General features: G+C 71.7%; 27 protein-coding genes. 20 read left to right on the plus strand and 7 right to left on the minus strand.

Features of this window, described 5'->3' with window-relative positions; translation table 11 throughout:
- Positions 1–137: 137 nt before the first annotated feature.
- A complete protein-coding gene (locus OOZ19_RS01135) occupies positions 138–1,310 on the minus strand; it encodes a pyridoxal phosphate-dependent aminotransferase (RefSeq protein WP_266087203.1) in 1,173 nt (390 codons plus the stop codon).
- Between the two features lie 240 nt (positions 1,311–1,550).
- Here OOZ19_RS01135 and OOZ19_RS01140 point away from each other — a divergent pair, with 240 nt between their 5' ends.
- The gene (locus OOZ19_RS01140) at positions 1,551–2,759 is read left to right on the plus strand and encodes a DUF445 domain-containing protein (RefSeq protein ID WP_266087739.1); all 1,209 of its coding nucleotides are present in this window, start codon (positions 1,551–1,553) and stop codon (positions 2,757–2,759) included.
- Between the two features lie 15 nt (positions 2,760–2,774).
- Here OOZ19_RS01140 and OOZ19_RS01145 read toward each other — a convergent pair whose 3' ends face one another.
- Positions 2,775–3,326, minus strand: coding sequence for a CGNR zinc finger domain-containing protein (locus OOZ19_RS01145; RefSeq protein ID WP_266087205.1), 552 nt, complete (start codon positions 3,324–3,326; stop codon positions 2,775–2,777).
- A gap of 250 nt (positions 3,327–3,576) precedes the next feature.
- Between OOZ19_RS01145 and OOZ19_RS01150 the strand changes: the two genes are divergently transcribed.
- The 6 genes from OOZ19_RS01150 to OOZ19_RS01175 all read left to right on the plus strand — a co-directional run bounded on the left by OOZ19_RS01150 (position 3,577) and on the right by OOZ19_RS01175 (position 7,062).
- Entirely contained in the window at positions 3,577–3,966 is a 390-nt protein-coding gene (locus OOZ19_RS01150) for a VOC family protein (RefSeq protein WP_266087207.1), read from the plus strand.
- Between the two features lie 137 nt (positions 3,967–4,103).
- Positions 4,104–4,523 carry a helix-turn-helix domain-containing protein gene (locus tag OOZ19_RS01155; RefSeq protein WP_266087209.1) on the plus strand — a complete coding sequence of 140 codons (420 nt, stop codon included), beginning with the start codon at positions 4,104–4,106 and terminating at the stop codon, positions 4,521–4,523.
- A gap of 5 nt (positions 4,524–4,528) precedes the next feature.
- The gene (locus tag OOZ19_RS01160; protein WP_266087211.1) at positions 4,529–5,239 is read left to right on the plus strand and encodes a hypothetical protein; all 711 of its coding nucleotides are present in this window, start codon (positions 4,529–4,531) and stop codon (positions 5,237–5,239) included.
- Between the two features lie 109 nt (positions 5,240–5,348).
- Positions 5,349–5,666 (plus strand): DUF2516 family protein, encoded by a 318-nt coding sequence (locus OOZ19_RS01165; RefSeq protein ID WP_416309375.1) that lies wholly within the window; start codon positions 5,349–5,351, stop codon positions 5,664–5,666.
- 11 nt (positions 5,667–5,677) lie between these two features.
- Entirely contained in the window at positions 5,678–6,454 is a 777-nt protein-coding gene (locus OOZ19_RS01170; RefSeq protein WP_266087213.1) for an alpha/beta fold hydrolase, read from the plus strand.
- Between the two features lie 32 nt (positions 6,455–6,486).
- A complete protein-coding gene (locus tag OOZ19_RS01175; protein WP_266087215.1) occupies positions 6,487–7,062 on the plus strand; it encodes a YbaK/EbsC family protein in 576 nt (191 codons plus the stop codon).
- A 45-nt stretch (positions 7,063–7,107) separates the two neighbouring features.
- On the opposite strand, the gene purU is transcribed toward OOZ19_RS01175, so the two are convergent.
- The 4 genes from purU to OOZ19_RS01195 all read right to left on the minus strand — a co-directional run bounded on the left by purU (position 7,108) and on the right by OOZ19_RS01195 (position 10,280).
- Complete coding sequence (gene purU, locus OOZ19_RS01180) at positions 7,108–7,974, minus strand: formyltetrahydrofolate deformylase (protein WP_266087217.1); 867 nt, start codon at positions 7,972–7,974, stop codon at positions 7,108–7,110.
- A 137-nt stretch (positions 7,975–8,111) separates the two neighbouring features.
- Positions 8,112–8,843 (minus strand): maleylpyruvate isomerase family mycothiol-dependent enzyme, encoded by a 732-nt coding sequence (locus OOZ19_RS01185; protein WP_266087219.1) that lies wholly within the window; start codon positions 8,841–8,843, stop codon positions 8,112–8,114.
- Positions 8,844–8,853: 10 nt separating this feature from the next.
- Positions 8,854–9,726, minus strand: coding sequence for a class I SAM-dependent methyltransferase (locus OOZ19_RS01190; RefSeq protein WP_266087221.1), 873 nt, complete (start codon positions 9,724–9,726; stop codon positions 8,854–8,856).
- A 35-nt stretch (positions 9,727–9,761) separates the two neighbouring features.
- Positions 9,762–10,280, minus strand: coding sequence for a DUF2505 domain-containing protein (locus OOZ19_RS01195; protein ID WP_266087224.1), 519 nt, complete (start codon positions 10,278–10,280; stop codon positions 9,762–9,764).
- Positions 10,281–10,317: 37 nt separating this feature from the next.
- Between OOZ19_RS01195 and OOZ19_RS01200 the strand changes: the two genes are divergently transcribed.
- The 13 genes from OOZ19_RS01200 (at position 10,318) to OOZ19_RS01260 (ending at position 24,701) form a co-directional block, all read left to right on the plus strand.
- Positions 10,318–11,424: a UDP-N-acetylmuramate dehydrogenase gene (locus OOZ19_RS01200; protein ID WP_266087744.1), complete on the plus strand. Its 1,107-nt coding sequence runs from the start codon at positions 10,318–10,320 to the stop codon at positions 11,422–11,424.
- 154 nt (positions 11,425–11,578) lie between these two features.
- Positions 11,579–12,592, plus strand: a complete 1,014-nt coding sequence (locus tag OOZ19_RS01205; protein ID WP_266087226.1) for a chymotrypsin family serine protease — start codon at positions 11,579–11,581, stop codon at positions 12,590–12,592.
- 297 nt (positions 12,593–12,889) lie between these two features.
- Entirely contained in the window at positions 12,890–14,059 is a 1,170-nt protein-coding gene (locus OOZ19_RS01210; RefSeq protein WP_266087228.1) for a L,D-transpeptidase, read from the plus strand.
- Between the two features lie 272 nt (positions 14,060–14,331).
- The gene (gene mshA, locus OOZ19_RS01215; protein ID WP_266087230.1) at positions 14,332–15,621 is read left to right on the plus strand and encodes a D-inositol-3-phosphate glycosyltransferase; all 1,290 of its coding nucleotides are present in this window, start codon (positions 14,332–14,334) and stop codon (positions 15,619–15,621) included.
- Entirely contained in the window at positions 15,618–16,133 is a 516-nt protein-coding gene (locus OOZ19_RS01220; protein WP_266087232.1) for a type III secretion system chaperone family protein, read from the plus strand. The genes mshA and OOZ19_RS01220 overlap by 4 nt, the downstream gene beginning before the upstream one ends.
- Before the next feature lie 790 nt (positions 16,134–16,923).
- Positions 16,924–17,670, plus strand: coding sequence for a phosphoglyceromutase (locus OOZ19_RS01225; RefSeq protein ID WP_266087234.1), 747 nt, complete (start codon positions 16,924–16,926; stop codon positions 17,668–17,670).
- A gap of 271 nt (positions 17,671–17,941) precedes the next feature.
- On the plus strand, positions 17,942–19,255 hold the full coding sequence (locus OOZ19_RS01230) for a sensor histidine kinase (protein ID WP_266087236.1): 1,314 nt from the start codon (positions 17,942–17,944) through the stop codon (positions 19,253–19,255).
- Complete coding sequence (locus OOZ19_RS01235) at positions 19,252–19,932, plus strand: response regulator (protein WP_184475973.1); 681 nt, start codon at positions 19,252–19,254, stop codon at positions 19,930–19,932. Before OOZ19_RS01230 ends, OOZ19_RS01235 begins: the two co-directional genes overlap by 4 nt.
- Before the next feature lie 162 nt (positions 19,933–20,094).
- A complete protein-coding gene (locus OOZ19_RS01240; protein WP_266087239.1) occupies positions 20,095–21,150 on the plus strand; it encodes a Ppx/GppA family phosphatase in 1,056 nt (351 codons plus the stop codon).
- Complete coding sequence (locus OOZ19_RS01245) at positions 21,147–22,475, plus strand: Rv0497 family membrane protein (RefSeq protein WP_266087241.1); 1,329 nt, start codon at positions 21,147–21,149, stop codon at positions 22,473–22,475. The genes OOZ19_RS01240 and OOZ19_RS01245 overlap by 4 nt, the downstream gene beginning before the upstream one ends.
- 82 nt (positions 22,476–22,557) lie before the next feature.
- Complete coding sequence (locus OOZ19_RS01250; protein ID WP_266087243.1) at positions 22,558–23,445, plus strand: sugar phosphate isomerase/epimerase family protein; 888 nt, start codon at positions 22,558–22,560, stop codon at positions 23,443–23,445.
- Between the two features lie 91 nt (positions 23,446–23,536).
- Positions 23,537–24,325 carry a thioesterase family protein gene (locus OOZ19_RS01255; RefSeq protein ID WP_266087245.1) on the plus strand — a complete coding sequence of 263 codons (789 nt, stop codon included), beginning with the start codon at positions 23,537–23,539 and terminating at the stop codon, positions 24,323–24,325.
- A 100-nt stretch (positions 24,326–24,425) separates the two neighbouring features.
- Positions 24,426–24,701 carry a hypothetical protein gene (locus OOZ19_RS01260; protein WP_266087247.1) on the plus strand — a complete coding sequence of 92 codons (276 nt, stop codon included), beginning with the start codon at positions 24,426–24,428 and terminating at the stop codon, positions 24,699–24,701.
- Between the two features lie 268 nt (positions 24,702–24,969).
- Here OOZ19_RS01260 and OOZ19_RS01265 read toward each other — a convergent pair whose 3' ends face one another.
- Complete coding sequence (locus tag OOZ19_RS01265) at positions 24,970–26,595, minus strand: long-chain fatty acid--CoA ligase (RefSeq protein WP_266087248.1); 1,626 nt, start codon at positions 26,593–26,595, stop codon at positions 24,970–24,972.
- Between the last annotated feature and the right edge of the window lie 80 nt (positions 26,596–26,675).

Here is a 26,675-nt window from a genome sequence, read left to right on the forward strand (position 1 = left end):
CACCGCCGCGGGTTCTCAGTGGTCTTGTCGCGAGGACGGCAAGTGCGCGCGTGGCGGATCACCACTCGAAGCAGTGGTCCCGCAGCGAGGAGACCACTGAGATTCCGCCACCAGAGCGGCAGAAGGAAGGGAGCCCCTCAGGCGAGCCCGTGCAAGCGGCGGATCGCTTCGTCCAGCACTTCGTCCTGCTTGCAGAACGCGAAGCGCACCAGGTGTCGCACCGGTTCCGGGTCGTCGCAGAAAACCTGCACGGGAATCGCCGCGACGCCGACCCGCTCCGGCAGCGCCCGGCACAGCTCGGCGCCGTCGGTGAAGCCGAGCGGCCGGACGTCCGCGCAGATGAAGTAGGTGCCTTCGGAGGCCAGCACGTCCAGGCCGGCCTCGGCGAGGCCCTTGGACAGCCGGTCCCGCTTGCGCTGCAGGTCGTCGCGCAGGCCCCGGACCCAGTCCAGTTCGTTGCGCAGCGCGTGCGCCACGGCGGGCTGGAACGGGGCACCGCCGACGAAGGTGAGGAACTGCTTCGCGGCGCGGATCGCACCGATGAGCTCCTCGGGTCCGCACGCCCAGCCGATCTTCCAGCCGGTGGCGCTGAAGCTCTTGCCGACGCTGGAGATCGTCACGGTGCGCTCGGCCATGCCCGGCAGCGTGGCCAGCGGGGTGTGCGCCCGCCCGTCGAAGAGCAGGTGCTCGTAGACCTCGTCGGTGATGGCGATCAGGTCGTGCTCGCGGCAGACCTCGGCGATCGCGTTGAGCTCGGCATCGGTGAGCACCGTGCCGGTGGGGTTGTGCGGCGAGTTCAGCACCAGCGCGCGGGTCCGCGGTCCCGCGGCGGCGGCGCGCAGGGCGTCCAGGTCCAGCTCGAACCGGTGCTCGGGTCCTTGCCGGAGCCCGACGGTGCGGCGCACCCCGCCTGCCATGGCGACGGCCACCGGGTACGAGTCGTAGTAGGGCTCGATGAGCACGACCTCGTCGCCCGGTTCCAGCAGCGCCAGCATCGAGGCGGTGATGGCCTCGGTGGCGCCGACGGTCACCAGGATCTCGCCGTCCGGGTCGTGCTCGATCCCGTAGTGCGCCTGCCGGTGCTCGGAGATCGCGGCGCGCAGATCCGGTTCGCCCGCGCCGGGCGGGTACTGGTTGACCCCGTCGGCGATCGCCTGCTGCGCGGCTCGGAGCATGCCCGCGGGGCCGTCGGTGTCGGGGAAGCCTTGCCCGAGGTTGACCGCTCCGGTCTTGCGGGCCAGCTCGGTGATCTCGGCGAAGATCGTCGACGTGAACGGGCGCAACCGGGAGGTGAGGGCGGGAGTACGCACGGCTGGAACCCTACCGGCATTTTTCGATCTTGTTCGGTTCGGCGGAACGACCGCAGGACGGAGCTGCGCGACGCGATCGCGGGCCGGCGGCGCACCGTGCGCGGGCCGCGACGAACGGTCACCGGGGGACGTTTCCGGCACGATCCCACCGGTGGTCCCGCTCGCTGCTGCAACAATCGTGGCGTGGCACAGACTGCGGTAGCCGATTCGGACGAGCTCAAGCGGCGGGCGCTGCGACGGATGAAAGCCGTCGCGGGCGGGCTGCTGCTCGCGGCCACGGTGATCTACGTGATCGCCCGCTGGCAGGAGAACGCGGGTGCCGCCGCGTGGGTGGGTTACGTCCGGGCGGCGGCCGAAGCGGGCATGGTCGGTGCGCTGGCGGACTGGTTCGCGGTGACGGCGCTGTTCCGGCGCCCGCTGGGGCTGCCGATCCCGCACACCGCGATCATCCCGACCCGCAAGGACGCGCTGGGCCGCAACCTCGGGGCCTTCGTCGGGGAGAACTTCCTGGCCGAGCGGGTGGTGCGGGACAAGCTGGGCCGCGCCGAGATCGGCGCCCGCGTCGGCACCTGGCTCGACGACGAGGGCCACGCCGAGCGGGTCACCTCCGAGCTGGCCACCGCGGTGCGCGGCGCCGTGCAGGTGCTGCGCGACGACGACGTGCAGGCCGTGCTGGAGCAGTCGGTGCTGCGCAAGGTCCTGGATCAGCAGTGGGGTCCGCCGCTGGGGCGGATCCTGTCGCAGGTGTTCGCCGACGGCACCCACCACAAGCTGGTCGACCTCATCTGCGACCGGGCGTACGACTGGGCGCGGGACAACCACGACACCGTGCTGCGCGTGGTGAGCCAGCGCGCCCCGTCCTGGTCGCCGCGGTTCTTCGACGGCATGGTCGCCGACAAGATCTACGCGGAAGTGCTGTCGTTCGCGTGGGCGGTGAAGACCGACCCGGACCACCAGATGCGCAAGGCGGTGGACCGGTTCCTGGTGGACTTCGCCCAGGACCTGCAGCACGACCCGAAGACGATGGAGCGCGCCGAGCAGATCAAGCAGCAGGTGATCGAGCACCCGGAGGTGCAGAACCTCGTCGGTTCGGCCTGGAGCACCGCCAAGAGGATGCTGCTGGACGCGGCGGAGGACCCCTCCAGCGAGCTGCGGCTGCGGGTGCGCGACGGCCTGCGCGGGTTCGGGCGCAGGCTGGCGGCCGAGCCGGAGCTGCGCGGCAAGGTGGACGGCTGGATCGAAAGCGCCGCGGTGTACGTGGTGTCGCACTACCGCACCGAGATCACCACGCTGATCACCGACACCGTGGAGCGCTGGGACGCGGAGGAGACCTCCCGCAAGATCGAGCTCCAGGTGGGTCGGGACCTGCAGTTCATCCGCATCAACGGCACCGTCGTCGGCGCGCTCGCCGGACTGGTGATCTACACGGCGTCCCAGCTGCTGCTGTGATCCGGCGGGTGGGCGTCAGCTCTCGGTGGCGTGCCGTTCGCGCCAGGAGCGCGCCTTCTCCCGGTTCCCGCAGACCCGCATCGAGCACCACGTGCGGGACTTGTTGCGCGAGCGGTCGTAGAAGGCCCACAGGCAGTCGTCCGCCGGGCAGATCTTGATCCGGTTCCAGTGGCCGGTGTGCACCAGGTGCACGGAGGCGGCCAGCACCGTGCCCAGCGCGTCGTGCCCGCCGAGCACCGGCACGCCGTCGTGCAGGACGACGGGAACGGGCCAGGTGATCGTGTCGATGCCGGTGTGCGGTGCGGGTGCGGACGGGTCGTAGGACACGGCGCCGCGCATGGCGTCGCGGATGCGCCGCGCCGCGCCGCGTTCGCCCGCTTCTCCCAGGCCGCGCCCGGTGGACCACTCCCGCCACTGGTCGGCGGAGTCCAGGACGTCCGTGTCGGCTTCGGCGTCGCAGGTGTTGAGGAAGGCCAGCACCAGCTCGACGTCGCGCTCGGCGTCCTGGTCCGCGGCGTGGTTCGCAGGGACTCGGTCAGCGACGGCTCTGCTGTTCACGAACACCATCGTAGGCGATTAGCCGGTTGCAGCGTGCGGTGATAACTCGTGTACTTCGCAAGACGGTTACTAACCTCTGTAAATACCACGATGGTTATGTCACGATGTGGCTCGTCGAAGTGACGATGCGGGGTCAACGGCGAGGCGCTGAGCGGGGGCGGCTCCGGTCGTCCGGTTGGGTGGCCGGGGGAACCCGCGGGGCGCCGCGCGATCCCGGTTCCGCGCTCGCTGAATCCGTTCCCGATGGAGAGGACCCGCCATGAGCACCGCAGCACCGTTGTCGATCGCGGCGTTCGCGATCGACACCCCTGATCCGCGTGCGCTCGCCGAGTTCTACGGGCGCTTGCTGGGCTGGGAGATCGACGAGGCCGAGGCCGAGCCCGACTGGGTGGAGCTGGCCGACCCGGCGGGCGGCCCGCCGCTGGCCTTCCAGTTCGATCCGCATTTCGTCCCGCCGACCTGGCCGGACCGGACGAGGCCGCAGATGATGCACGTCGACGTTCGGGTGGCGACCTTGGAAGAGGGGCACGAGCGCGCGGTGCGGGCCGGGGCGCGGCTGCTGCCGCAGCCGCCGGATCGACAGGGGGTGCAGTGGCGCGTCTACGCCGACCCCGACGGTCACCCGTTCTGCGTGTGCGCGCAGCAGTGATCCGCCGGTAGCGGTGTCGGCGCTGGTGGCGGCTCTGCTCTGGGTGCTGATCGTCTCACTCGGAAGGTGCAAGCTGGCTGCTTGCAATAGTTAGCACTCGTGGCTACCGTGGAACGCAGCCGGAAGGAGCAAGGGCGATGGAGCGGGTGGACAAGACCGTCAACAAGGCCGTGAACCAAGCGGTCAGCGACCTCGGCGGTTACATCCGGGCGCAACGCAGCAACGCCCAGATCTCGCTCCGCGAACTCGCCAAGAGCGCGGGGGTGTCGAACCCCTACCTCAGCCAGATCGAGCGCGGCCTGCGCAAGCCGAGCGCGGAGATCCTCCAGCAGATCGCCAAGGCGCTGCGCATCTCCGCGGAGGCGCTCTACGTGCAGGCCGGGATCCTGGAGCAGCGCGAGGGCGGCCCGGTGGTGGACGCCATCCTCGCCGACCCCGATCTGGATGAGCGGCAGAAGCAGGTCCTGCTCGACATCTACGCCTCGTTCCGGCGCGAACACGACGGTCTCGCCGATGGGCCGGACCAGCACCGCACCGATTCTTCCGATGAGGAGTGAGCATCATGCCGACGAACGAGAACAGCACGAAGACCCCCGGCCAGGCGCAGTCCGGTCCCGCGCTGGGCGAAGCCGTCGAGCAGGCGCGCACCCCGCTGCTCGCCGCGCTCGGCGCCGGTGACCTCGCCGCGCAGACCATCGCCGACACGCTCGGCAAGCTCCGCGGCCGGCTGAACGAGGGTGCGGAGTCGGCCCGCACCGGGGTCAACGAGCTGCCGAACGACCTCAAGGAGCGCTTCGACCCGGCGGAGCTGCGCAAGCGCGTCGACGCCTACACGCAGTCGGCGGTGCAGCTCTACGGCTACCTCGCGGACCGGGGCGAGACGACCTTCGAGCGCATCCAGGCCCAGCCCCAGGTCAAGCAGGCGTGGAGCCAGCTGGAGCAGGTGCAGGGCCGGGTGGACACCGCCGTAGGGGACGCGCGGGTCATCGCCGACGACGTGCTGGGCAAGGTCACTCGGACCACCCGCTCCTGGGGTGAGAAGGCCGCCGAGACCACCGAGAAGACCACGGCCGGCGCGGCGGAGAAGGTCCGCGAGACGGCGGCCGACGTGGCGGACGCGGTCGAGGAGACCGGTTCGGACGCGGCGACCGCGACCCGCAGCACCAGCCGCAAGGCCGCCAACCGCACCGCCCCGGCGAAGACCGCGCCGAAGAGCACCGGCGCCGCCAAGACCGGCACCGCGAAGAAGGCGACCGGCAAGTCCGAGAACTGAGCCGCGTCGGCGAACTCGGCCGCGCGCAGCGGCGGGTTCGGGCGCGGTACGACCGAGCGGGACCCCGGGACGGCTACTCCGGGGTCCCGCTCACACGTAGGGTGGAGTGGTGGAGTTGTCATTCAGCGGTCCGCCGGAGTTGCTGCTGCAGTTCTGGATTCTGAAGGTCATCTGGCTGGCCGGTCTGCCGCTCGGGCTGTACGCCTTCGTGCACGCGCTGTTGCAGCGGGCCGACGCGTTCACCGCGGTCGGCAAGCTGTCCAAGCCCGCGTGGCTGGGCATCACCGGGGCAGGGCTGGTGATGCTGGCGGTGTTCACCAGCGGGCCGATCACGATCATCTGGCTGGCGGGGCTGGTGGGCGTCCTGGTCTACCTGCTCGACGTGCGCCCGAAGGTCACCGACGTGCAGCGGGGCAGCTCCTGGTAGCCGAGGGCTCGGTGGTCCCAGCCGACGGCGTGCTGCCTTCCGGCGCCCGGTGGCGTTCCTACGGCAAGGGCGAGCCGGTCACGCTGGTGACGCACGGCCTGGGCGCGACGCCGGGTGAGGCGCGCATCCCCTCCTCAGGGCTGCCGGGCACCCGTGTCGTGCTCACCTTCGCGGGGCACGGCGAGGCGGCCGACCCGCGCGCGGGGTATTGGGACCACGGAGCGCTGGCCGAGGACGTGCTGGCCGCGGCGGATGCCACCGGCGCCACTCGCGCGGTCGGCGTTTCGCTGGGGACGGGCGCGTTGACTAGGGCTGTCGCGACCTGCCCGAACCGGTTCGAACGGCTCGCGCTGCTGCTGCCCGCCGTGGTGGACGGAGCGCGCGAGGTGTCGTCGGCGTGGGCGCTGGAGCGGCTCGCCGAGGCCGTCGACGCGGCGGAGTCCGATGGTGGTGCCGCGCTGCGCGAGCGGGTGGCGGGTGAGTTCCCTCCCGACGTGGATCTGGGCGAGCACCTCGCGCTGCGGGTGGCCGCGCTGCGCAGGCTCGGCCCGGCGTTGCACGCCTTGGCGGACCGGCCGGTGCTCGACGACGCCGCGGCGCTGAGCTCGGTGGGGGCGGACGTGCTGGTCGTGACCGGTACCGACGACCCGCTGCACCCGGTGTCCGCCGCGCGGCGGACCGCTGCGGCGATCCCCGGTGCCCGGCTGGAAGTGCTGCCGTCGGTGGCTCCGATGTTCACGCATCGACGCGCGCTGCGGGCGTTGCTGAGCGACTTCCTGGGGCGCTGAGGCGGTAGCCGCCGCGCTCGTATCGTCGGCGCATGGCTGCTGACTGGTCGCTCGCCGCCGGAACGCTCGCGGTGGAACCCGCACCGGACCGCCCCGACCTGCTCGCCGACCCCGTGCGCGACGCGGTGACCGCGTTCCCGCCTGCGGAAGCGCCGCTGGTCGGGGTCGCCGAGATCGACCCGGACTTCGCCGACACCGCGGCGTTCTGCGCGCGGTACGGATCGCCGCCTGCGCTGTCCGCGAACTGCGTGATCGTGGCGGGCAAGCGCGGCGGGGAGGTCCGGCACGCGGCGTGCCTGGTGCCCGCCACGGCGCGCGCCGACGTCAACGGCGTGGTCAAGCGTCGCCTCGACGTGCGCAAGGCGTCGTTCGCGGCCATGGACGAGGCCGTGCGGCTGACGTCGATGGAGTACGGCGGGATCACGCCGTTCGGGCTGCCCGCGCAGTGGCCGGTTCTGCTGGACCCGGCCGTGGCGATCGCTCCGGCCCTGGTGGTCGGCAGCGGCCTGCGCCGATCCAAGATCATCGTTTCCGGCGCGCTGCTGTCCGGGCTGCCCGCGGCGGAGGTCCTGGACGGCTTGGGCCGCGCGGTCCCGACGGACACCTGATCCTCACCTCTTCGCGCTGACCTGCGCGCCGCGACGGCGCGAGGCTCAGAACACGACCGTGCGCTTGTCGTGCACGAGCACGCGGTCCTCCAGGTGCGCGCGCAGACCGCGGGCCAGGACGACCTTCTCGATGTCGCGCCCCTTGCGGACCATGTCGGTGGCCGCGTCGGTGTGGTCCACCCGGGTCACGTCCTGCTCGATGATCGGCCCCGCGTCCAGCTCCGGGGTGACGTAGTGGCAGGTCGCCCCGACGAGCTTCACCCCGCGCGCGTACGCCTGGTGGTACGGGCGGGCGCCCGCGAACGAGGGCAGGAAGCTGTGGTGGATGTTCAACGCCCGGCCCGCCCACGCCTCGCACACCGCGGGCGGCACGATCTGCATGAACCGGGCCAGCACGATCGCGTGCGGGTCGTGGCCTTCGACCAGCGCCCGGACCTCGTGGAACGCGCTGTTCTTGGCTGATTGGTCGGAGCCGGAGGGGAACGGCACGTGGTGGAACGGCACCCCGTGCGCCTCGGTGATCGAGCGCAGCCGCGGGTGGTTGCCGATGACGGCCCGCAGGTCCACGTCGAGCTCCCCGGACGCGACGCGCCCGAGCAGGTCGTGCAGGCAGTGCCCTTCCTTGGAGACCAGCAGCACGACCCGTCGCCGCTCGGCGGTGTCGGTCACCTGCCAGTTCGTGCTGCCCAGCTCGTCGGCGACGCGGGCGAAGCGCTGCCGCAGCTCGGCGACGTCGAACGGCAGCGAGTCCGCGCGCACCTCTTGGCGGGTGAAGAACCAGCCGGTCTCAGGATCGGTGTGGTACCCGGCTTCCACGATCCAACCGCCCCATTCGGCGAGGAACGAGGCGATGCGCGCCACGATCCCGGTGCGGTCCGGGCAACCGAGGGTGATGACGAATCGAGAGGGCACGGTTGCGGAGTATCGCACTGCTCCCAACGGCCCGTTCGGCGAAGTCGCCCTGATCAATCGTGGTGTGTCGCGGCGATTTTTACCGGAGGCGCGACCGCGTCCATGATCAGGGGGCGCGTGCTGCCGGTGGGGCGAGGTCAGCGACCCGCGACGACGTCGGCCAAGGCGGCGTCGCCGGTGACGACGGCCGTGCTCGAACGTCCCCACACCTGCCGGTACAGCGTGTCGGCGGTGCCCGTCACGGTGGTGTCGACCTCGGAGTCCAGCGCGGGGCCCACCGGTTCGCCCACCTCGGGAGCTTCGCCCGGCTCGAACCGCACCAGCCAGGCCCGGCCCGCGTCCGCCGCGTGGTAGAGCACCCGGCCCTGAGCGGAGCGTTCCGACCAGTCGCCCAGCGGGGCCATCACGCGCAGCATCTCGTCCACGCCGTCGGCCGCCAGTTCGGGATCGAAGATCAGCTCATGCCCGCTTCCGCTCGCCAGCGCCGCGTCCAAGCGGTGCACGGCGGTCTCGTGAGCCATCCGGCGAGTCCACGATCCGGCGGTGGCGCCGGGGAAGAAGCCCCACACCGGCCGCGCTGAGTCCGCGGCGGACAGCGCTGTGCCTAGTTCGGCGAGACGGTCGTCGAACCAGCTCAACGCTTCGTCGAAGCCTTCCGGCGGAGCACTCGGCCGGGGGCGCTGCCCGCCCGGTTCGAGCTCCAGCGCCAGCAGCACCATCGCGTACACCCGGCCGACGTGTCGCACGAGTTTCCGCACGTCCCAGCCCGGACAGCTCGGAACCGCCGCTTCCGGTCCCGCCTGCACCGCGGCGGTTCGGAAGGCCGTGGCCTGCTGGCCCCATGCCCGGTGGTGGAACTCGTCGACCATGCGCGGCAGCCTACGAGCCGCTCGCTTCCCCCGGTAGGGGCGCGACCGATGCCCAATCCACGGTGAGCTCGCCCAGCCGCCACCGCCGCGGCCGGTCCCGCACCGGCCAGCCGAGCGCGGCGAGCAGCCGCACCGACTCCGCCCAGCGCGCCCGCGGCCCGAACGGAGCGCGCGGCGCGGCCCTCGCCCAGCAGGCGTCGAGGTCGGTGAACAGCGAGTGCACCTTCTCCCCCGGCACGTTGCGGTGGATCAGCGTCTTCGGCAGCCGCTCCGCCAGGTCCGAGGGCCGCTCCAGGTCTCCGGGCAGGCAGGCCAGCGTCAGCGTCCGCGGCCCCGACCGGTCCAGCGCGACCCAGCAGCAGCGCCGCCCGATCTCGTCGCAGGTGCCCTCGACCAGCAGCCCGCCGGGGGCGAGGCGTCCGCGCAGCTCGTCCCAGGCCTTCCACGCCTCCGGTTCGGTGTACTGGCGCAGCACGTTGAGCGCTCGCACCAGCGCCGGACCGTCCTGCCCGCCGATGCCCGCGGCCAGACCGGCGAGCTCGAAGCCGCCGCGGCGGAACTCCAGCGCGGGCGGGTCGGCGACGGCCTTGCCCGCGGTCACCCGATCCGGGTCGATCTCGAGGCCGAACACCCGCGCGTCCGGGCGCACCGGGCGCAGCCGGGCCGCGAGTTCGACGGTGGTCACCGGGGTCGCCCCGAATCCGAGATCGATGACCAGCGGGTCCGCGGCCGAGGACAGCGAGCGGGAGACCCACGGGGTCCCGGCGATCCAGCGGTCCACGCGGCGCAGGCGGTTCGGGTTCGTGGTGCCGCGGGTCGGCACGCCGAGCGCGCGGGCGCGTCCGGCCGCCAGCCGGGGTGCCCGCTTGCGGGGCTGGTTCATGCGGTTCCCGCCCAGGTGGTGAAGATCATCCGGGCTCAGGCCGGCCTGCGGGCCAGCCACTCGGTGGTGAACCGCTCCTCGGCCGCCAGCAGCTTCTGCACCTGGTCGGCCACGAGGTCCTCCAGCTTGCCGCCGACGAACGGCACGTTCACCCGCACCTCGCCCTCGACGAGGAACTCGCTGGCGTCGGCGCCGTTGGTCAGGTCGCGCAGCCACATCGATCCGCCGACCGTGCACGGCACCCCGGCGACTTCGGCCGCGATCTCGCCGGTGTAGTGCCCGTCCTGCTCGCGCCGCCAGGATTCGCTGCGGTCGATCACCAGGTCACCCGCGCCCACGACGGTGCGCGCCACCGGCGGCAGCGAGTCCGTGCGCACGCCTTGGCGCACCTCGAAGCGCACCGCGTCGCCGTCCACCGCGTGCTCGACGAGCTCGTTGCGGGTGCCCCCGAGCTCGGCGAGGCGCTCCCGCAGATAGTCGAGGTCGATGAGCGCCGCATGCACCTGCGACGCGGGCCACTCGGAGGTGCTGCGGTGCTCGATGCGGCGTGCCATGGGCGGAAGGTTACCTTTGGCAATCGTGAACCCCTCGATGTCCGGCGCCGAAGGAACCAGCGGTGGCGCGCCGCCGACCGGCGAGCCGACGCCCCACGCCCTGTCCGGCCACACCACGCTGCGCCTCGGCGGCCCGGCCGCCGAGTTCGTCCTGGCCGAACACCCCGACCAGCTGGCCGAGGCGGTCCGGGAGTCCGACGCGGCCGGTCAGCGGCTGCTGGTGCTGGGCGGCGGCTCGAACCTCGTGATCGCGGACGAGGGCTTCGACGGCCGGGTCGTGCGGATCGCCACCCGCGGTCGCCGCTACGACATCGTCGACGGGTTCGTGCAGCTGACCGTCGAAGCGGGCGAGGACTGGGACGACGTCGTCGCCGACACCGTCCACCAGGGACTGGGCAACCTGGAGTGCCTGTCCGGGATCCCGGGGCTCACCGGTGCCACCCCGGTGCAGAACGTCGGCGCCTACGGCGTGGAGATCTCCGAGATGCTGGTCTCGGTGGACCTGCTGGACCGGCACACCGGGCGGATCCGCACGGTGCTGGCCGACGACCTCGGGCTGGTCTACCGGGGCAGCGTGCTCAAGCACACCGCGGACGCGGTGGTGCTGCGCGCCCGCTACCTGCTGCGCGACGGCGGGGAGTCGGCGCCGATCAGGTACGCCGAGCTGGCCCGCGAACTCGACGTGACGCCGGGCGCTCGCGTCGACGTGACCAAGGTGCGCGAGGCCGTGCTGCGTTTACGGCGCACGAAGGGCATGGTGCTGGATCCCGACGATCACGACACCTGGAGCGCCGGTTCCTTCTTCACCAACCCCATCGTGGCGGCCGACGAGCTGCCCGGAGTGCTGGAGCTGATCGCGGCCCGCGTGGGACCGGACGAGCGGGTGCCGCAGTACCCGGCTTCGGACGGGCGCACGAAGCTCTCCGCCGCGTGGTTGATCGACCGCGCCGGGTTCGGCAAGGGCCACACCGGCCCCGGCGGCCGGGCGTCGCTGTCCGACAAGCACACCTTGGCGTTGACCAACCGGGGCTCGGCGACCACCGCTGACCTGCTCCACCTGGCGCGTGAAGTCCGCGACGGGGTGCGTTCGGCGTTCGGCGTGTCACTGGCGCCCGAGCCCGTCCTGGTGGACTGTTCGCTCTGAGGCGCTGGGCGCGGCTCGCGCTCACGACCGGCTCGATGGGCTGGTTCCGGTGCGGTGCCGACCGGATTCACCCACCTGCTGACCGGCCGGAAGAGTGACTCTTCGTGACTATTGATTAACCCTGAGTGTTAAATGGTCGCTGGAGGGGGCCGCCATGCTCAGCATCAGGGAACTTCGGGACAGAGCGGTCATCAGGCCGATCAAGCGCGCGGTCGAGGATCAGCTGCTGGACCTCCCAGGCGTCACCGCGGTCGACATCGGTGAGAAGCGCACCGCCGGCCGGTTCACCGGTGAGCAGGGCATCGTCGTGTCCGTCGCGCGCAAACGTCCTCCCGACCGGGTGTGGCCGGGCACGCACGTCCCCCCGGACGTGCTCGGCATCCCCACCGACGTCATCGAGGAGAAACCGCTCCTGCAGCACGCGCACACCTGCGCCGAGGAGTCGGTGGCGCTGCGCGGGCGCGGCTTCGCGCACGACGGCCCGGTCACCGGCGGGGACGGGCTGGCGCCGTGCCGCTCGGTGCAGCTGGCGCCGCCGGACGCCCGCTACGCGGGCCGGTACCGGCGCACCGGGACGCTGGGCGCGCTGGTCGTCGGGCATCCGCCCGCGGTGGCGACGATGGGCCTGACCACGTTCGACGTGGCCTGCCTCGACGACGGCTGGGCGGTCGGCGATCGGATGGTCGACCCGGACACCGGGCACGTGTACGCGGACCTGGCCCGGGGCGCGCTGTCCGGCCGGGTGGACGCGGCGGCCGTCACCCTGGGCAGGGGCGTCGCCCACTCCCCGGTGATTCCCGGCATCGGTCCGGTGACGGGGCAGTGCGCCGCCTATCCGGGTGAGCCGGTGCGCAAGTGCGGTTACGGCAGCGGCGTCACGAGCGGGGTGGTCACCTCGGTGGACGTCACGCTGCGGGTGGATCACGGCGCGGCGCTGGGCGTGCGGGTGCTGCGCGAGCAGATCCGCATCGACTGCCCCGCCTCCGCCGGGTGCTTCCTGCGCCCCGGGGACGCGGGCGGCGCGGTGGTCAACCACGACGGCCGGGTCGTCGGGCTGCTGTTCGCGGGTACCCGCAGCGGGATGACCGGGTTCGCGAGCCCCATCGTGGACGTGCTGGCCGAGCTCGACGTGGAGCTGTGCGTGCTGCACCGCCAGCTCCAAGTGTGATCGCGGATGTTCGGTGAGTTAGCCCACGGATGTGATCGCTCGTGGGTTCGGGCGCTCGTCCGGTCCGCGCGAACGCGATGTCGATCACGGCCGGCGAACGCTCTTCGTCCTGGTCATGGCCCCGTCGAGTGAGTTGCTCCCGTCCGATCGAGCGGTCCGCGCGGCCCGGGGGCGCTCGCAGCGGCGATGCTGTGACCCGACACACTGTTGATCGGCGACATCTTTTCTGGTCGCCGGACGTCTTCGGGTAGTGAGAACCATGTCGGAACGGATCGGGGTCAAGGAGTGCTGAGCAGGGTGGGTCGGTCGCGGGTACGGCTGCTGTGGACTGCGCTGGCGGGCGCGCTGGCGGCCGTGCTGCTGATATCGGGTTGCGGATCGCAGTCCTCGGGCGGAGGTGGCACCGGGGGTGGTGCGCAGGCGCAGGCGCCCGCGGCCAAGGTGCACCTCGAACCCGGCGGCGGTGCCGACGTCAATCCGGCCGCACCGGTGAAGGTCAGCGTCGAACGCGGCAAGCTCGACGACGTCGCGCTGACCAACGGCGACGGCAAGGAGGTCGAGGGCGAACTGGCCGCCGACGGCCTCAGCTGGACCGCCGGCGAGCAGCTCGGCTACGGCAAGACCTACACCTGGTCCGGCGAGGCCACCGGCACCGACGGGCAGAGCGTCCCGGTTCAGGGCAGCTTCACCACCGTGTCGCCGTCGAAGACGGTGCGCGCCACCGTCAACCCGACCGACCACACCGAGGTCGGCGTCGCGATGCCGATCAGCGTCAAGTTCGACCAGTCCGTCACCGACAAGGCCGCCGCCGAGCGTGCGCTGCAGGTGCGGACCTCCGTGCCCGTCGAGGGCGCCTGGGCGTGGCTGTCGGACAAGCAGGTGGACTGGCGGCCGAAGGAGTACTGGCCCGCGGGCACCCAGGTCGAGGTCGACGCCAAGCTCTACGGCGTGCACTACGGCGAGGGCGAGTACGGCCGCTCGGACCTGACCACGAAGTTCTCCGTCGGCCGGTCGCAGATCGTCAAGGCGGACGCGTCCACGCACCAGATGATCGTCGAGCAGGACGGCAAGCAGATCGCCAGCTACCCGGCCAGCTACGGCAAGGACCACGACCCGGAGCTGAACACGCCCAACGGCACCTACATGGTGATGCAGAAGAACCCCGTCGAGATCATGGACAACCCCCGCTACGGTTACACGGACGTGGAGAAGAAGTGGGCCGTGCGGATGTCCAACCACGGTGAGTTCATCCACGAGAACGAGGAGAACCGCGCCAACCTCGGCAAGGTCAACACCTCGCACGGCTGCATCAACTTGTCCGAGGCGGACGCGAAGGCGTACTTCGACGGTGCGCTGATCGGCGATCCGATCGAGGTCACCGGTGCGGTCACCACGATGGAACCGCGCTACGACGTCTTCGACTGGATGATCGATTGGGAGCAGTGGAAGCAGAAGTCCGCGTTGTGATCTAGCGCTGCGCTTCCCGGTCCCGCGAGGGCGGTTCGATCCGCCCTCGCGGGACCTTTTTCATGGCTGGGGGCGCTCCTGGGCTGTGAACAGCGTCACCAGCCGTTCGGCGTTCGGGCTGGTCGCTCCGGGCTCCGGGGTAGCGTCAGCGGGCTGTGCTCGGCGGCGCAGGAATGTTTTCCCCCGCACCGGCGTCGAGCTTCAGAGCGTCCGAAACGGATCGGGCGTCCGCGCGTGGACGTCCCCGACAAGGTTTGCGATAGGGCTAGTCGATGACTTCTGGCACCGCCCGGATGCGGCCCCGCCGCGCCGCCGTGTTCTCGTTTCACACTTCGCCGCTGGAGCAGCCCGGCACCGGTGACGCGGGCGGGATGAACGTCTACATCGCGCAGACCGCGACCCGGCTGGCCGAACTCGGCACCGAGGTGGAGATCTTCACCCGAGCCACGTCCTCCGAGGTCCCGCCGGTCGCGGAGCTCGCGCCGGGCGTCACCGTGCGCCACGTCGTGGCCGGTCCGTTCGAGGGGCTGGACAAGAACGAGCTGCCCGCGCAGCTGTGCGCGTTCGCCGCGGGCGCGCTGCGCGCGGAGGCCCGGCACGAGCCGGGGTTCTACGACGTCGTGCACTCGCACTACTGGCTGTCCGGGCAAGTCGGCTGGTTGGCCAGGGAGCGCTGGGGAGTGCCGCTGGTGCACACCGCGCACACCCTGGCGAAGGTGAAGAACACCGCGCTGGCCGCGGGGGACACCCCCGAGCCGCGGGTCCGGGTGCTCGGCGAGGAGCAAGTGGTCACCGAGGCGGACCGCCTCGTCGCGAACACCGAGGTGGAGGCGTCCGACCTGGTGCGGCTCTACGGCGCCGACCCGGCGGAGGTGGCGACCATCCCGCCGGGCGTGGACCTGCGCCGGTTCACGCCGGGCGATACCGCGGCGGCGCGCGCCCGGTTCGGCTTGTCGCGGGACGCGCTGGTGTTCGCGTTCGTCGGCCGCATCCAGCCGTTGAAGGCACCGGACGTGCTGCTGCGCGCGACCGCGGAGCTGCTGGCCCGGCGTCCCGAGCTGCGCGCGCGGTTGGCGGTGCTGGTCGTCGGCGGCCCGTCGGGCAGCGGGCTGGAACGCCCGGAGGCGCTGCAGGAGCTGGCGCGGGAACTCGGCATCGCCGATGTGGTGCGCTTCCTGCCGCCGCAGGGCGGGGAGGCGCTGGCCGACGTCTACCGGGCCGCGGACGTGGTGACGGTGCCCAGCTACAACGAGTCGTTCGGCCTGGTCGCGCTGGAAGCGCAGGCCTGCGGCACGCCGGTGGTGGCGGCGGCGGTCGGCGGCCTGCCGGTGGCGGTGGCCGACGGCCGGTCCGGGCTGCTGGTCGCGGGGCACGGCACGGATCAGTGGGCGGACGCGTTGAGCTCGGTGGCCGACGCCGGTTTACGGACCCGGCTCGCCGCGGGGACGGTGGAGCACGCGGAGACGTTCTCCTGGGACCGCACCACGGAGGCGCTGCTGGAGACCTACGCGCGGGCGAAGCACGCGTTCCACTCGCAGTTCAGCTTGGAGGTGACGGCGTGACCGTCCTGGAGACCATCGAGTCCGCGCTGGACGCGAGCGAACTGGACTACCGGCAGGAGGCCGGTGGCCGGTTCTTCGTGACGCTGCCGGGCACGAAGAAGCTGCAGACGAACTGCTGGCTGATCGTGGCCGAGCACGCGGTGGTCGTGGAGGCCTTCGTGTGCAGGCAGCCGGATGAGGCGCACGAGGACGTCTACCGGTACCTGCTGCGGCGCAACGCGCGGCTCTACGGCGTGCACTACACGATCGACGGGACCGGGGACATCTACCTGGTGGGCCGGATCGGGCTGCACGCGGTGACCGCGGAGGAGATCGACCGGGTGCTGGGGCAGGTGCTGGAGGCCGCGGACGGGGATTTCAACTCGCTGCTGGAGCTGGGATTCGGCACCGCGATCCGGCGGGAGTGGGGCTGGCGGGAGTCGCGCGGCGAGTCGCTGGCGAACCTGCGGCCGTTCGAGCAGTTGGTGCGCCGGGACGGACCGCTGGCGCCGGCGGACGAAGAACAGGCCTGATCCCCTCGCCCCGCACGTCCCTGATCGCCGCTGGTCTTGCCAGCGGACGCGAGGGGCGGCTCGGGAGAGAGGGGGAGTCGCGAGCTCGAACCGCCCCACGCGTGAGGTCCCGCCAGCGGGCCTAGTGGGCGGGGGGCACCCGAGGCCCGGCGGGGCGTGGTTCGACGGGGGAGACGAACCACGCTCTTTTGTTCGCTCTCGTCCGGACCGGGGAGTGCGTGGGAGCCGATCCGCGAGAGCAGTGTCAACTTCGCAGAGTCACGCACTGGCCACAAGTCCGATCTATTACTCCATTCGAGTGATCTTCCCCACTGGGGGTAACACTGCGGATTAATCATCTCGGTATGGCGCTCACGTTTGTGAGCGGAGACACTTTCGTGTCACGGTGACACGGTGAATAGATAACCGTCGGGTGACGGCTGCAACCGATTTGCGGGGTCACTGCCAGCGGCTGCGTCCCCCTGAAGATCATCACTCGATACGGTGGCGGATTCCGCTGAGTGATTGACAGCGGGGTGGTCGTTGCGCCGCACAACCGAAAAATTCTCATGCTCGATGAATTGTCACTCAGTCGCGGAGTAGTGGAGTGTGGCCCGATCAGCCCAGCGCGGGTTCGTCCTGAGTCGTTCGGGGGACGCGGCCACTTCCTGGACGGTCGGGCGGTCTCCGGCGATCTGGGCCAGGGGCGCGCCGGGCTCGTGCCGCCTCCGCCTCCGCCAGGCTCGGAGTCCCGCGAGCGCGCCGCGGCGGCGGGGCACGCGGCGCGAACGGCTTGTCATAGCCTGAGCCCATGACTGTCGGGACTCTGGTACTGCTGCGACACGGCGAAAGCACCTGGAACGCCGAGAACCTGTTCACCGGCTGGGTCGACGTTCCCCTCTCCGAGAAGGGCACGACCGAGGCGCGTCGCGGCGGCGAGCTGCTGCGCGAAACCGGGGTGCTGCCCGACGTGCTGCACACCTCGTTGCTGCGCCGGGCCATCACCACCGCCAACATCGCCCTGGACGGTGCCGACCGGCACTGGATCCCGGTGCGCCGGGACTGGCGGCTCAACGAGCGGCACTACGGCGCGCTGCAGGGCAAGAACAAGAAGCAGACCCTGGACGAGTACGGCGAGGAGCAGTTCATGCTCTGGCGCCGCTCCTACGACACGCCGCCGCCGGAGATCGAGCCGACCGACGAGTTCAGCCAGGAAGGCGACCCGCGCTACGCGGACCTCGGCGCCGACATGCCGCGCACCGAGTGCCTCAAGGACGTCGTGGCCCGGTTGCTGCCGTACTGGGAGAGCGCGATCGTGCCGGACCTGCGCGCCGGCAAGACCGTGCTCGTAGCCGCGCACGGCAACTCGCTGCGGGCGCTGGTGAAGCACCTCGACGGGATCTCGGACGAGGAGATCGCCGGGCTGAACATCCCGACGGGCATCCCGCTGCGCTACGACCTCGACGAGCAGCTGGCTCCGACCAACCCGGGCGGCACGTACCTGGACCCGGACGCCGCCGCCTCGGCCGCGGCTGCGGTGGCCAACCAAGGGCGCTGATCCGAGATCGCCCCGCCACCGGTGCGCAGTGGGCGCCCGGTGGCGGGGTGGCCACCGGGCGTAGTTGTACCGGGCGACAGCTGAGCGAAGGTGCCGCCCGTTCTTCGTCCGCTCCCCGTTCACGCTGGGAGTGCGGGAACGGGCGGTACCTGAACCCGGCTCCACTTTCGAGTGAATCAGAGGTGAAGAACCCCCCGATTCATGTCGCGGGTGTCACGGATCGCGCTCGCGGGCTGGTCCAGCACCGCATCTCCCTGCTTACGATGCTGCTGTGACCGCATTGGGCTATACCGCCCTGATCATCGGCTTGCTGGCGATCGGTGTGGCGGCCGGGTACCTGGCCGCGCGGACGGCGCGGCACCGCGAACGTCGTCGGCCCGAGGGGCCGACCGTCGCGGAACTGCTGCAGCGACTCGTGCACACGACGAACAACGGCATCGTCGTGCTCAACAGGTTCGGCGACGTGGTGCTGAACAACCCGCGCGCCGACGAGCTCGGCTTCGTCCGCGACAACCAGGCCGACCTCCGCGCCCGCAAAGCGGCCGAAGAGGTGCTGGAAACCGGGGAACCGGTGACCGTGGACCTGTCGCCGTTGAACCGCACGTCGCTGCGCGGTCGCGGACCGGCCGCGGTGCTCGGCGAAGTGCGACCGCTCGGCGACGGGTTCACCGTGATCGACGCGGGCGACGAGTCCGACGCGGTCCGGTTGGAGGCGACCCGGCGGGACTTCGTGGCCAACGTCTCGCACGAGCTCAAGACCCCGGTCGGCGCGCTCGCGCTGCTGGCGGAAGCCGTGATCGACGCCTCCGACGACGCCGACGAGGTGCGCCGGTTCTCCACGAAGATCCTGCACGAGTCGACCCGGCTGGGCACGCTCGTCTCCGAGCTCATCGCGCTGTCCCGGCTGCAGGGCGCCGAACGCCTGCCCGAGCTGACCACCGTCGAGGTCGACGTCGTCGTGGAGGAGGCGCTGGGGCGCTCGCGCATCGCGGCCGAGTCCGCGGGCATCGAGATCACCCTCGACGACCCCAGCGACCTGCTGCTCGACGGGGACCGCACGCTGCTGGTCACCGCGCTGAGCAACCTCATCGACAACGCCGTGTCGTACTCCCCGCCGGGATCGCCGGTGTCCATCAGCCGCCGGATGGTCGGCGACTTCGTGGAGATCGCCGTCACCGACCGGGGCATCGGCATCGACCCGCAGCACCAGCAGCGGGTGTTCGAGCGGTTCTTCCGCGTCGACCCGGCCCGATCGCGGGCCACCGGCGGGACCGGCCTCGGGCTGGCCATCGTCAAGCACGTCGCCGCCAACCACGGCGGCGAGGTGAAGTTGTGGAGCAGGCTCGGAACCGGCTCCACGTTCACCCTCCGGGTGCCTCGGCACGGTGCCGACGCGGAGGTGGGCGGTACCGGCGAGCAGAACGCGGCGACCGGTTCGGAGCACGCCGGCTCCGAGCAGTCCGGGGGCGAGGCCCGTTCGGACGCCGCCGCGGCGGATACCGCTGAACGGGGCCGGGCGGATACCCGGCCCGAGACCGATAGTGCGGACGGGGTCGCAACCGTCGAAACGGGAGGAGTCCGGTGACCAGGGTGCTGATCGTGGAGGACGAGGAGTCCTTCGCCGACCCATTGGCGTTCCTGCTGCGCAAGGAGGGGTTCACCGCGGCGGTCGCAACGACCGGCCAGGAGGCGCTGGACGAGTTCGACCGCAACGGCGCTGACATCGTGCTGCTCGACCTGATGCTGCCCGGCATGAGCGGCACCGACGTGTGCAAGCAGCTGCGGCAGCGTTCCGCCGTCCCGGTGATCATGGTGACGGCGCGGGACAGCGAGATCGACAAGGTGGTCGGGCTCGAACTGGGCGCCGACGACTACGTCACCAAGCCGTACTCGGCCAGGGAGCTGATCGCGCGGGTGCGCGCGGTGCTGCGCCGCGGCGGCGAGGCCGAGGACCTGCAGCCGCAGGCGCTGGAGGCGGGCCCGGTGCGGATGGACGTGGAGCGGCACGTGGTGACGGTGGCGAGCGAGGAGATCAGCTTGCCGCTCAAGGAATTCGACCTGCTCGAATACCTGCTTCGCAACGTGGGCCGGGTGCTGACCCGCGGGCAGCTGATCGACCGGGTGTGGGGCGCGGACTACGTCGGCGACACCAAGACCCTCGACGTCCACGTGAAGCGGCTGCGCTCCAAGCTGGAGCCGGACCCGGCGGAACCCCAGTACCTGGTCACGGTTCGCGGCTTGGGCTACAAGTTCGAGGTGTGAGCTCGTCGCCCGCGAGGGGCGATAGCGGAACTCCGGCGGCCACCGCTCCGAGGGGCGCTTCGGGCCGGGACGTGGGGGTGGCGGTGGTGTGGCCCGGTTCGCACCGGTTCGTGGCCCCCACCCGGCTCGGGGGTGTGGTTGCGGCCGGTAACGTTGTCGGACATGCGCCTAGGGGTGCTCGACGTCGGATCCAACACCGTCCACCTGCTCGTGGTGGACGCGCACCGTGGTGCCCATCCGACCCCGATGACATCGGAGAAGACCGTGCTGCGGCTGGCCGAGCGGATCGGCGCCGACAGGCGCCTCGGCGACGACGACGCCGATGAGCTCGTCGGCACCGTGGCCGAGGTGAAGCAGGCCGCCGAGCAGGCGGGCTGCGAAGACCTGATGGCCTTCGCCACGTCCGCGATCCGCGAAGCCGACAACGCCACCGACGTGCTCGCCCGCGTGCGGGACGAGACGGGCGTGGACCTGCGCGTGCTCTCCGGCGAGCAGGAGGCGCGGCTGACGTTCCTGGCCGCGCGCCGCTGGTACGGCTGGTCCGCGGGCAGGTTGCTGCTGCTCGACATCGGCGGCGGCTCGCTGGAGATGGCCATCGGCATCGACGAGCAGCCCGACCTGGCGGCCTCGCTGCCGCTGGGCGCCGGACGGCTGGCCCGGACCCGGCTGCCGCAGGACCCGCCGAGCCGACGCCAGGTGGGCGAAGTGCGGGAGTGGCTGGACGAGCAGCTGGCGCCGACGGCGAAGCGGTTCCGCAAGATCGGCAAACCCGATCGTGCCGTCGCCACCTCCAAGACCTTCCGCTCGCTGGCGCGGCTGACCGGCTCGGCGCCCGCGTCGGCGGGCCCGCGCGTGCCGCGCACCCTCACCGAGACCGGCCTGCGGCAGCTGCTGGCGTTCATCACCCGGATGTCCGCGGCCGACCTGGCCGGGCTGGACGGGGTCAGCAGCGCGCGCTCCCACCAGCTCGTCAGCGGAGCGCTGGTCGCGGAGGCGGTGATGCGGGCGCTGGGGGTCAGCGAACTGGACATCTGCCCGTGGGCGCTGCGGGAAGGAGTCATCCTCAGGCGGCTGGACCACGCCAACGGAGAGGACCACACTGCCATGCGGACCCGCCTAGAGCTCGGGTCGTTCGACGCGGAGCCCTCCGCGAACGGGTCGGATGCGGATCGGGGAACTGGACGGCAAGCCCACTACGGGGCACGGTGGAATCGATGAGTCGGGACAGCGGGTCCGAGCACCCGAGCCAGCGCACTGTCGCGGAGCTGCTCGCCGAGTACGGCGGCGGCTCCCAGAAGAACGCGCACAGGCGACGCAGGCGCGCCGAGGACCCGAGCGAAACCGCCCCGCAGGCGATCATCGAACGGGTGCTCTCGGACAGCGGCACCATGCGCGCGATCAAGCCGGACGAAGCCGAGGACACCGGTTCCGGCCAGGCCGGGGGGACCGCCCCGCCCGCTCCGGGACGTCCGCAGGCACCGCACGGCGCCACGGGGCCGCAAGCCCCGGCTCCGCCCGCCGCCGGGCCGCCCGCCGCTCCCCCGGCAGCGCCGCAGTACGGCGGCCCGCCGTCCGGGCCGCACCCCGCCGGGCCACCGCCCGGACCGCCGCGCACCGGACCGCAGCCGACCGCTGCTCCGCCCGCCGCCGGTCCGCCGCCCGCTCCCGCCGGGCCGGTTCCGCCGGCCGCGCCGGGACCGCCCGCCGGCCCGGCTCCCGCCGCGGAAGCCGCGCCGCCCGAGGACGACGTCGCCGACCCCGATCAGGGCTCCGGCTTCTGGGCTCGCCGCTTCGCCGCCGCCGGGGCGCCGCCGCGCGCGACCGCTCCGCACGAGCCCGAGGCCGGGCCTTCGGACGCGGAGATGACCGTCCAGCAGCCCGCGCTGCCCAAACGCGCTCCCGCGGGCCCGCCGCCCGAGCAGCCGACTAGGTCGGTGCCCATCGAGGGCGCCACCGAGCAGTTGCCGAGGGTGGAGGCCGAAGCCAAGAGCGCCGGGGCCGAGGGCACCGCGATGATGGCCTACCCCGGAACCGCCGAAGCGCCGCAGCGCTCCGACGACCCGTACGACTTCGACGACTACGAGGACTACGACCGCTCCGGTGGCGACTACCCCGATGAAGCGGTCTACGAGGACTACGCCGAGGGCAGCGAGGCCACCCGGTACCGCCGGGACGGCTACGACGCCGATGACGACTACGACGACTACGACGCCGCGCTGCCCGCCGGGTTGGACGCCGACGACTACCGGGCCGACGACGCCGACGAGGAACCGGAGCAGACCACCGGCAAGGAGTGGCTGGTGCTGGCGCTGCAGGGCGGTGCCGGGCTGATCTGCGGAGGCGCGGTGTGGTTCGCGTTCCGCTGGCTGTGGACCGCGATCCCGATCGCGGCGCTGGTCGCCGCCTTGGTGATCACGGGCGCGCTGGTGTTCGTCGCGCGGAAGTTCTTGCGCACCGACGATCTGCAGACGATCCTGCTCGCGGTGCTGGTCGGGCTGATCTGCACCGTGTCACCGGCCGCGCTGCTGCTGATCGGGCATTGAGGCCGGTTTCGTCGCGCGGGTCCGCAGCCGGGCCCGCCGGGGTGACACCAGGTGGTGGGGCCGCGACACGCTGGGGCAGGACATGACACCGCAACCGCATACGACGACCGAGCCGAGCCGTCCCGACATCCCGGTCGGGCTCTCCAGCGCATCGGTGTGGCCGCAGCCCGCGCGGGCCGCGTTCGAGATGGCGGCCGACCTGGGCTTCGACGGGGTCGAGGTGATGGTCTGGGCGGACGCGGTGAGCCAGGACGTCGGCGCGCTGCGCCGGCTCTCGCAGGAGCACGGGGTGCCGATCCTGGCGGTGCACGCGCCCTGCCTGCTGATCACGCAGCGGGTGTGGTCGCCGGAGCCGGAGGAGCGGCTGCGTCGCGCGGTGGTGGCCGCGAGCGATCTGGGCGCCTCGACGGTGGTGGTGCACCCCCCGTTCCGCTGGCAGCGCCGGTACGCCGAGGGTTTCGGCGACCTGGTCGGCGAGCTGGAGGAGACCAGCGGCATCCGGGTCGCGGTGGAGAACATGTTCCCGATCCGCCCGCCCAACAGGCTCAACCGGCTGCGCGGCGGCCGGGCGAGCGGGTTGTCGGCGTTCACGCCTTCGCCCGACCCGACGGAGGTCGGCTACCGCAACTACACGCTGGACCTGTCGCACGCCGCCGCCGCGCACGTGGACGCGGTGGAGCTGTACAAGCGGATGCAGGACCGGCTCGCGCACGTCCACCTGGCGGACGGCACCGGAGCGCCCCGTGATGAACATCTCGTGCCGGGGCGCGGCACCCAGCCGTGCGCGCAGGTCTGCGAGCTGTTGGCCGCGGATGGCTTCGCGGGGTCGGTCGTGCTGGAGGTGAACAGCCGGAAGGCCCGCAACCAGCAGGAACGCGCCGCACTGCTGGCGGAGTCGCTGGTGTACGCCCGATTGCACCTGCAAGCGCCTGGTAGGCCGCAGGCGGGCGAACCCGGTACCGGCCCGTGATCAACTTCGAAACGGGTACGTAGGATCATGGCATGAGTACGATGCGCGCCTCGCTCGCTCATGAGCGACGCCGGCACTGCGCGGGTCGCGCGTGAACGACACCCCTTTCCTCGACACCCTCGCCGTGCGCCCGCTGGGCGACGGCACCTTCGTCGCCGATCTGCACCAGGACTGGGCGGTCGGCGACCGCCCGCACGGTGGCTACCTGCTGGCGCTGCTCAGCCGCGCCGCCGTCGGCGACACCTCGCTGGACCCGCTGTCGGTCAGCGCCCAGTACCTGCGCTCGCCGAAGGTGGGGCCGGTGCTGCTGCGCACCGAACGCCTCAAGGCGGGCCGGACCGTCACCGTCGTCCGGGCGGTGCTGGAGCAGGCCGGGCAGGTGTGCGTGGACGCCACCCTCACCCTCGGCGAGATCCCCGACGAGCCGCCCACCTGGTCGGACCTGCCGGACATGCCGGTGAACCCGCCACCGGACGCGGTCGACCTCGGCAGCTCCGAAGCGGGCGGGCCGAACGGGCTCGCGCGGGCCTGCGACATGCGGCTCGATCCGCGCGGAGCCGGTTTTTTGCGCGGCAGCACCAGCGAACCGCTGCGGCTGCGGATGTGGGCGCGCCCGCACCAGGGGCAGCCGGACCTGCTGTTCGGGCTCATCGCCGGGGACCTGACGATGCCCGTCACGTTCAACCTGGGCCGCTTCGGCTGGTCGCCGACGGTGCAGCTCACGGCGTTGCTGCGGGCTCGGCCCGCGAACGGCTGGTTCCGCCTCGTGGTGGAGTCCAAGGCGGTGCACGGCCCGTGGTTCGACGAGGACACCCTCGTCATCGACTCCACCGGCCGATTGGTGTGCCAGGCGCGGCAACTGGCGCTGAGCGCGAAGTGAGGACGCGGGCGGGCCGTGCGCGGCCTGCCCGTTCCGGGCGGCGGCCGGGGTTAGGGTGGCGACTCCGGCCGAACGACCGCCGACCGTAGGGAGACCAGCCGTGCCGACCGTGCGCATCCACCCCATCCAGCTCGACTTCAAGCACTCGGGCGGCGGACAGGTGTGCAACCTGTGCGGGGCGCAGGAGAAGTGGGCCTCCGCGGCCCAGCCGACGGTGCAGGGCGCGGCGTACGACCGTTCGCTGCACCTGGCGCACCTGGTGACCGAGCACCTCGCCGACGTGCAGGGCACCTTCTCCAACGCCGAACGCGGCAAGGAGAAGTCCATCACCGACAACGCCCCCGCGGAAGAGCCGGACGAGACCCCAGCGGAGTGACCCACGCCGGCCGCCCGGCCGAGTCGTGATTTCGGAAGCGGCGAAGCCGCGAAGGGCGGGCGAAGCCGTGCCTGCCTCGCGGCGAAGCCGTGCCTGGATGCGCGAAGCGCATAGCCCACGTCGAGAAGCCGCTCACCGGCGGGTTCTCAGCGGCTTCCTCGCGAGGACAGCAATTTTGCGCGTGGCGGAGCCGCTCGAAAAAGTGATCCCGCAGCGAGGAAGCCGCTGAGGTTCCGCTACTGGGACACCAGAGCAGAACGAGCCGACGTCACTTCGCCTGCTCGACGTCGAGGTCTCCGTCGGCGTGCTGTTTGCGGAGTCGCTTCTTGTCGTACTTGCCGACGCTGGTCTTCGGCGCTTCGTCGATGAAGGTCCAGTGCTCCGGCAGCTGCCACTTCGCGACCCGGCCGATCAGGAACTCGCGCAGCTCCGCCACGCCCGCTTGCGCGCCCTCGTGCAGCACCACGGCGGCCAGCGGTCGCTCGTCCCACTTCTCGTCCGGCACGCCCACGACCATCGCCTCGGCGACGGCGGGGTGCGCCACCAGGTGGTTCTCCAGCTCCACCGAGGAGATCCACTCCCCGCCGGACTTGATCACGTCCTTGGCGCGGTCGGTGAGCCGCAGGAACCCGTCCGCCGACAGCGTGCCCACGTCCTCGGTGCGCAGCCAGCCGTCGCGGAACTTCTCGGGGTCGTCGTTGTTGTAGTAGGACGACGCGACCCACGGGCCGCGCACCTCCAGCTCGCCGACGCTCTTGCCGTCCCACGGGAGTTCGTTGCCGTCGTCGTCGATCAGCCGCGCCTGCACGGCCGAGGACAACCGGCCCTGCGACTCGCGGTACGGCCACTGCTGCTCGCCGGTCGCCGAGGCGGGTGGCCGGGCGACGCTGCCCAGCGGCGAGGTCTCGGTCATGCCCCACGCGTGCAGCACGGGGATGCCGTAGCGCTCCTGGAAGGTCCGCATCAGCGACGGCGGGCACGCCGAGCCGCCCACCACGACCTCGCGCAGCGAGGAGATGTCCTGCGGATCCTGGTCGAGGTGGCCCAGCACGCCCTGCCAGATCGTCGGCACGGCCGCGGCCATCGTCGGGTGCAGCGAGGTGATCATCCGGACCAGCGGCTCCGGCTGCAGGAACCGGTCCGGCATGATCAGCGACGCGCCGGCCATCATGGCCGCGTACGGCATGCCCCAGGACATCGCGTGGAACATCGGCACCACGGCCAGCCCGCGATCCGCCTGCGCCAGCGCCATCCCGTCCGACATGCACACCTGCATCGAGTGCAGCCAGATCGAGCGGTGCGAGTAGACGACGCCCTTCGGATTGCCGGTGGTGCCGGAGGTGTAGCACATCGCCGCCGCGCTGCGTTCGTCCAGCTCGGGCCAGTCGAAGGTCTCCGGGCGTCCGCGCAGCAGCTGCTCGTAGTCGTGCACCCGCACGCCCTCCGGAGCCTGCAAGGACGCCGGGTCGCCGCCGTTGACGACGACGTGGCGCACGGTGCTCAGGTTCGGGAGGATCTTCTGGAACAGCGGCAGCAGGCTCGCGTCGACGATCACCACGTGGTCCTCGGCGTGATCGGCGATGTAGCTGATCTGCTCGGGGAACAACCGGATGTTGAGGGTGTGCAGCACCGCGCCCATCGACGGGGCCGCCAGGTAGATCTCCAGGTGCTCGGCGTTGTTCCACATGAACGTGGCGACGCGCTGGTCACCGGTGACGCCCAGCTCGCGGAGCCCGTGGGCGAGCTGAGCCGTGCGGCGGCCGACCTCGGCGTAGCTGCGGCGGCGGGCCTGCTCCCCGGTCCACGTCACCACCTCCGAGGCTCCGTGGGTGGTGCTGCCGTGTTCCAGGATCCTGGCGATCGACAGCGGGCCGTCGTGCATCGTGCTCAGCATCGGGATCGGACCTCCAAGTCCGAGCGCTCGGGCGCTCCATCAACGGCGGTGTCGTGGCTGCGGACACACTAACCGCGCAG

Origin of the sequence: Saccharopolyspora sp. NFXS83 (assembly GCF_026241095.1) — a bacterium.
GTDB lineage: Bacteria > Actinomycetota > Actinomycetes > Mycobacteriales > Pseudonocardiaceae > Saccharopolyspora_C.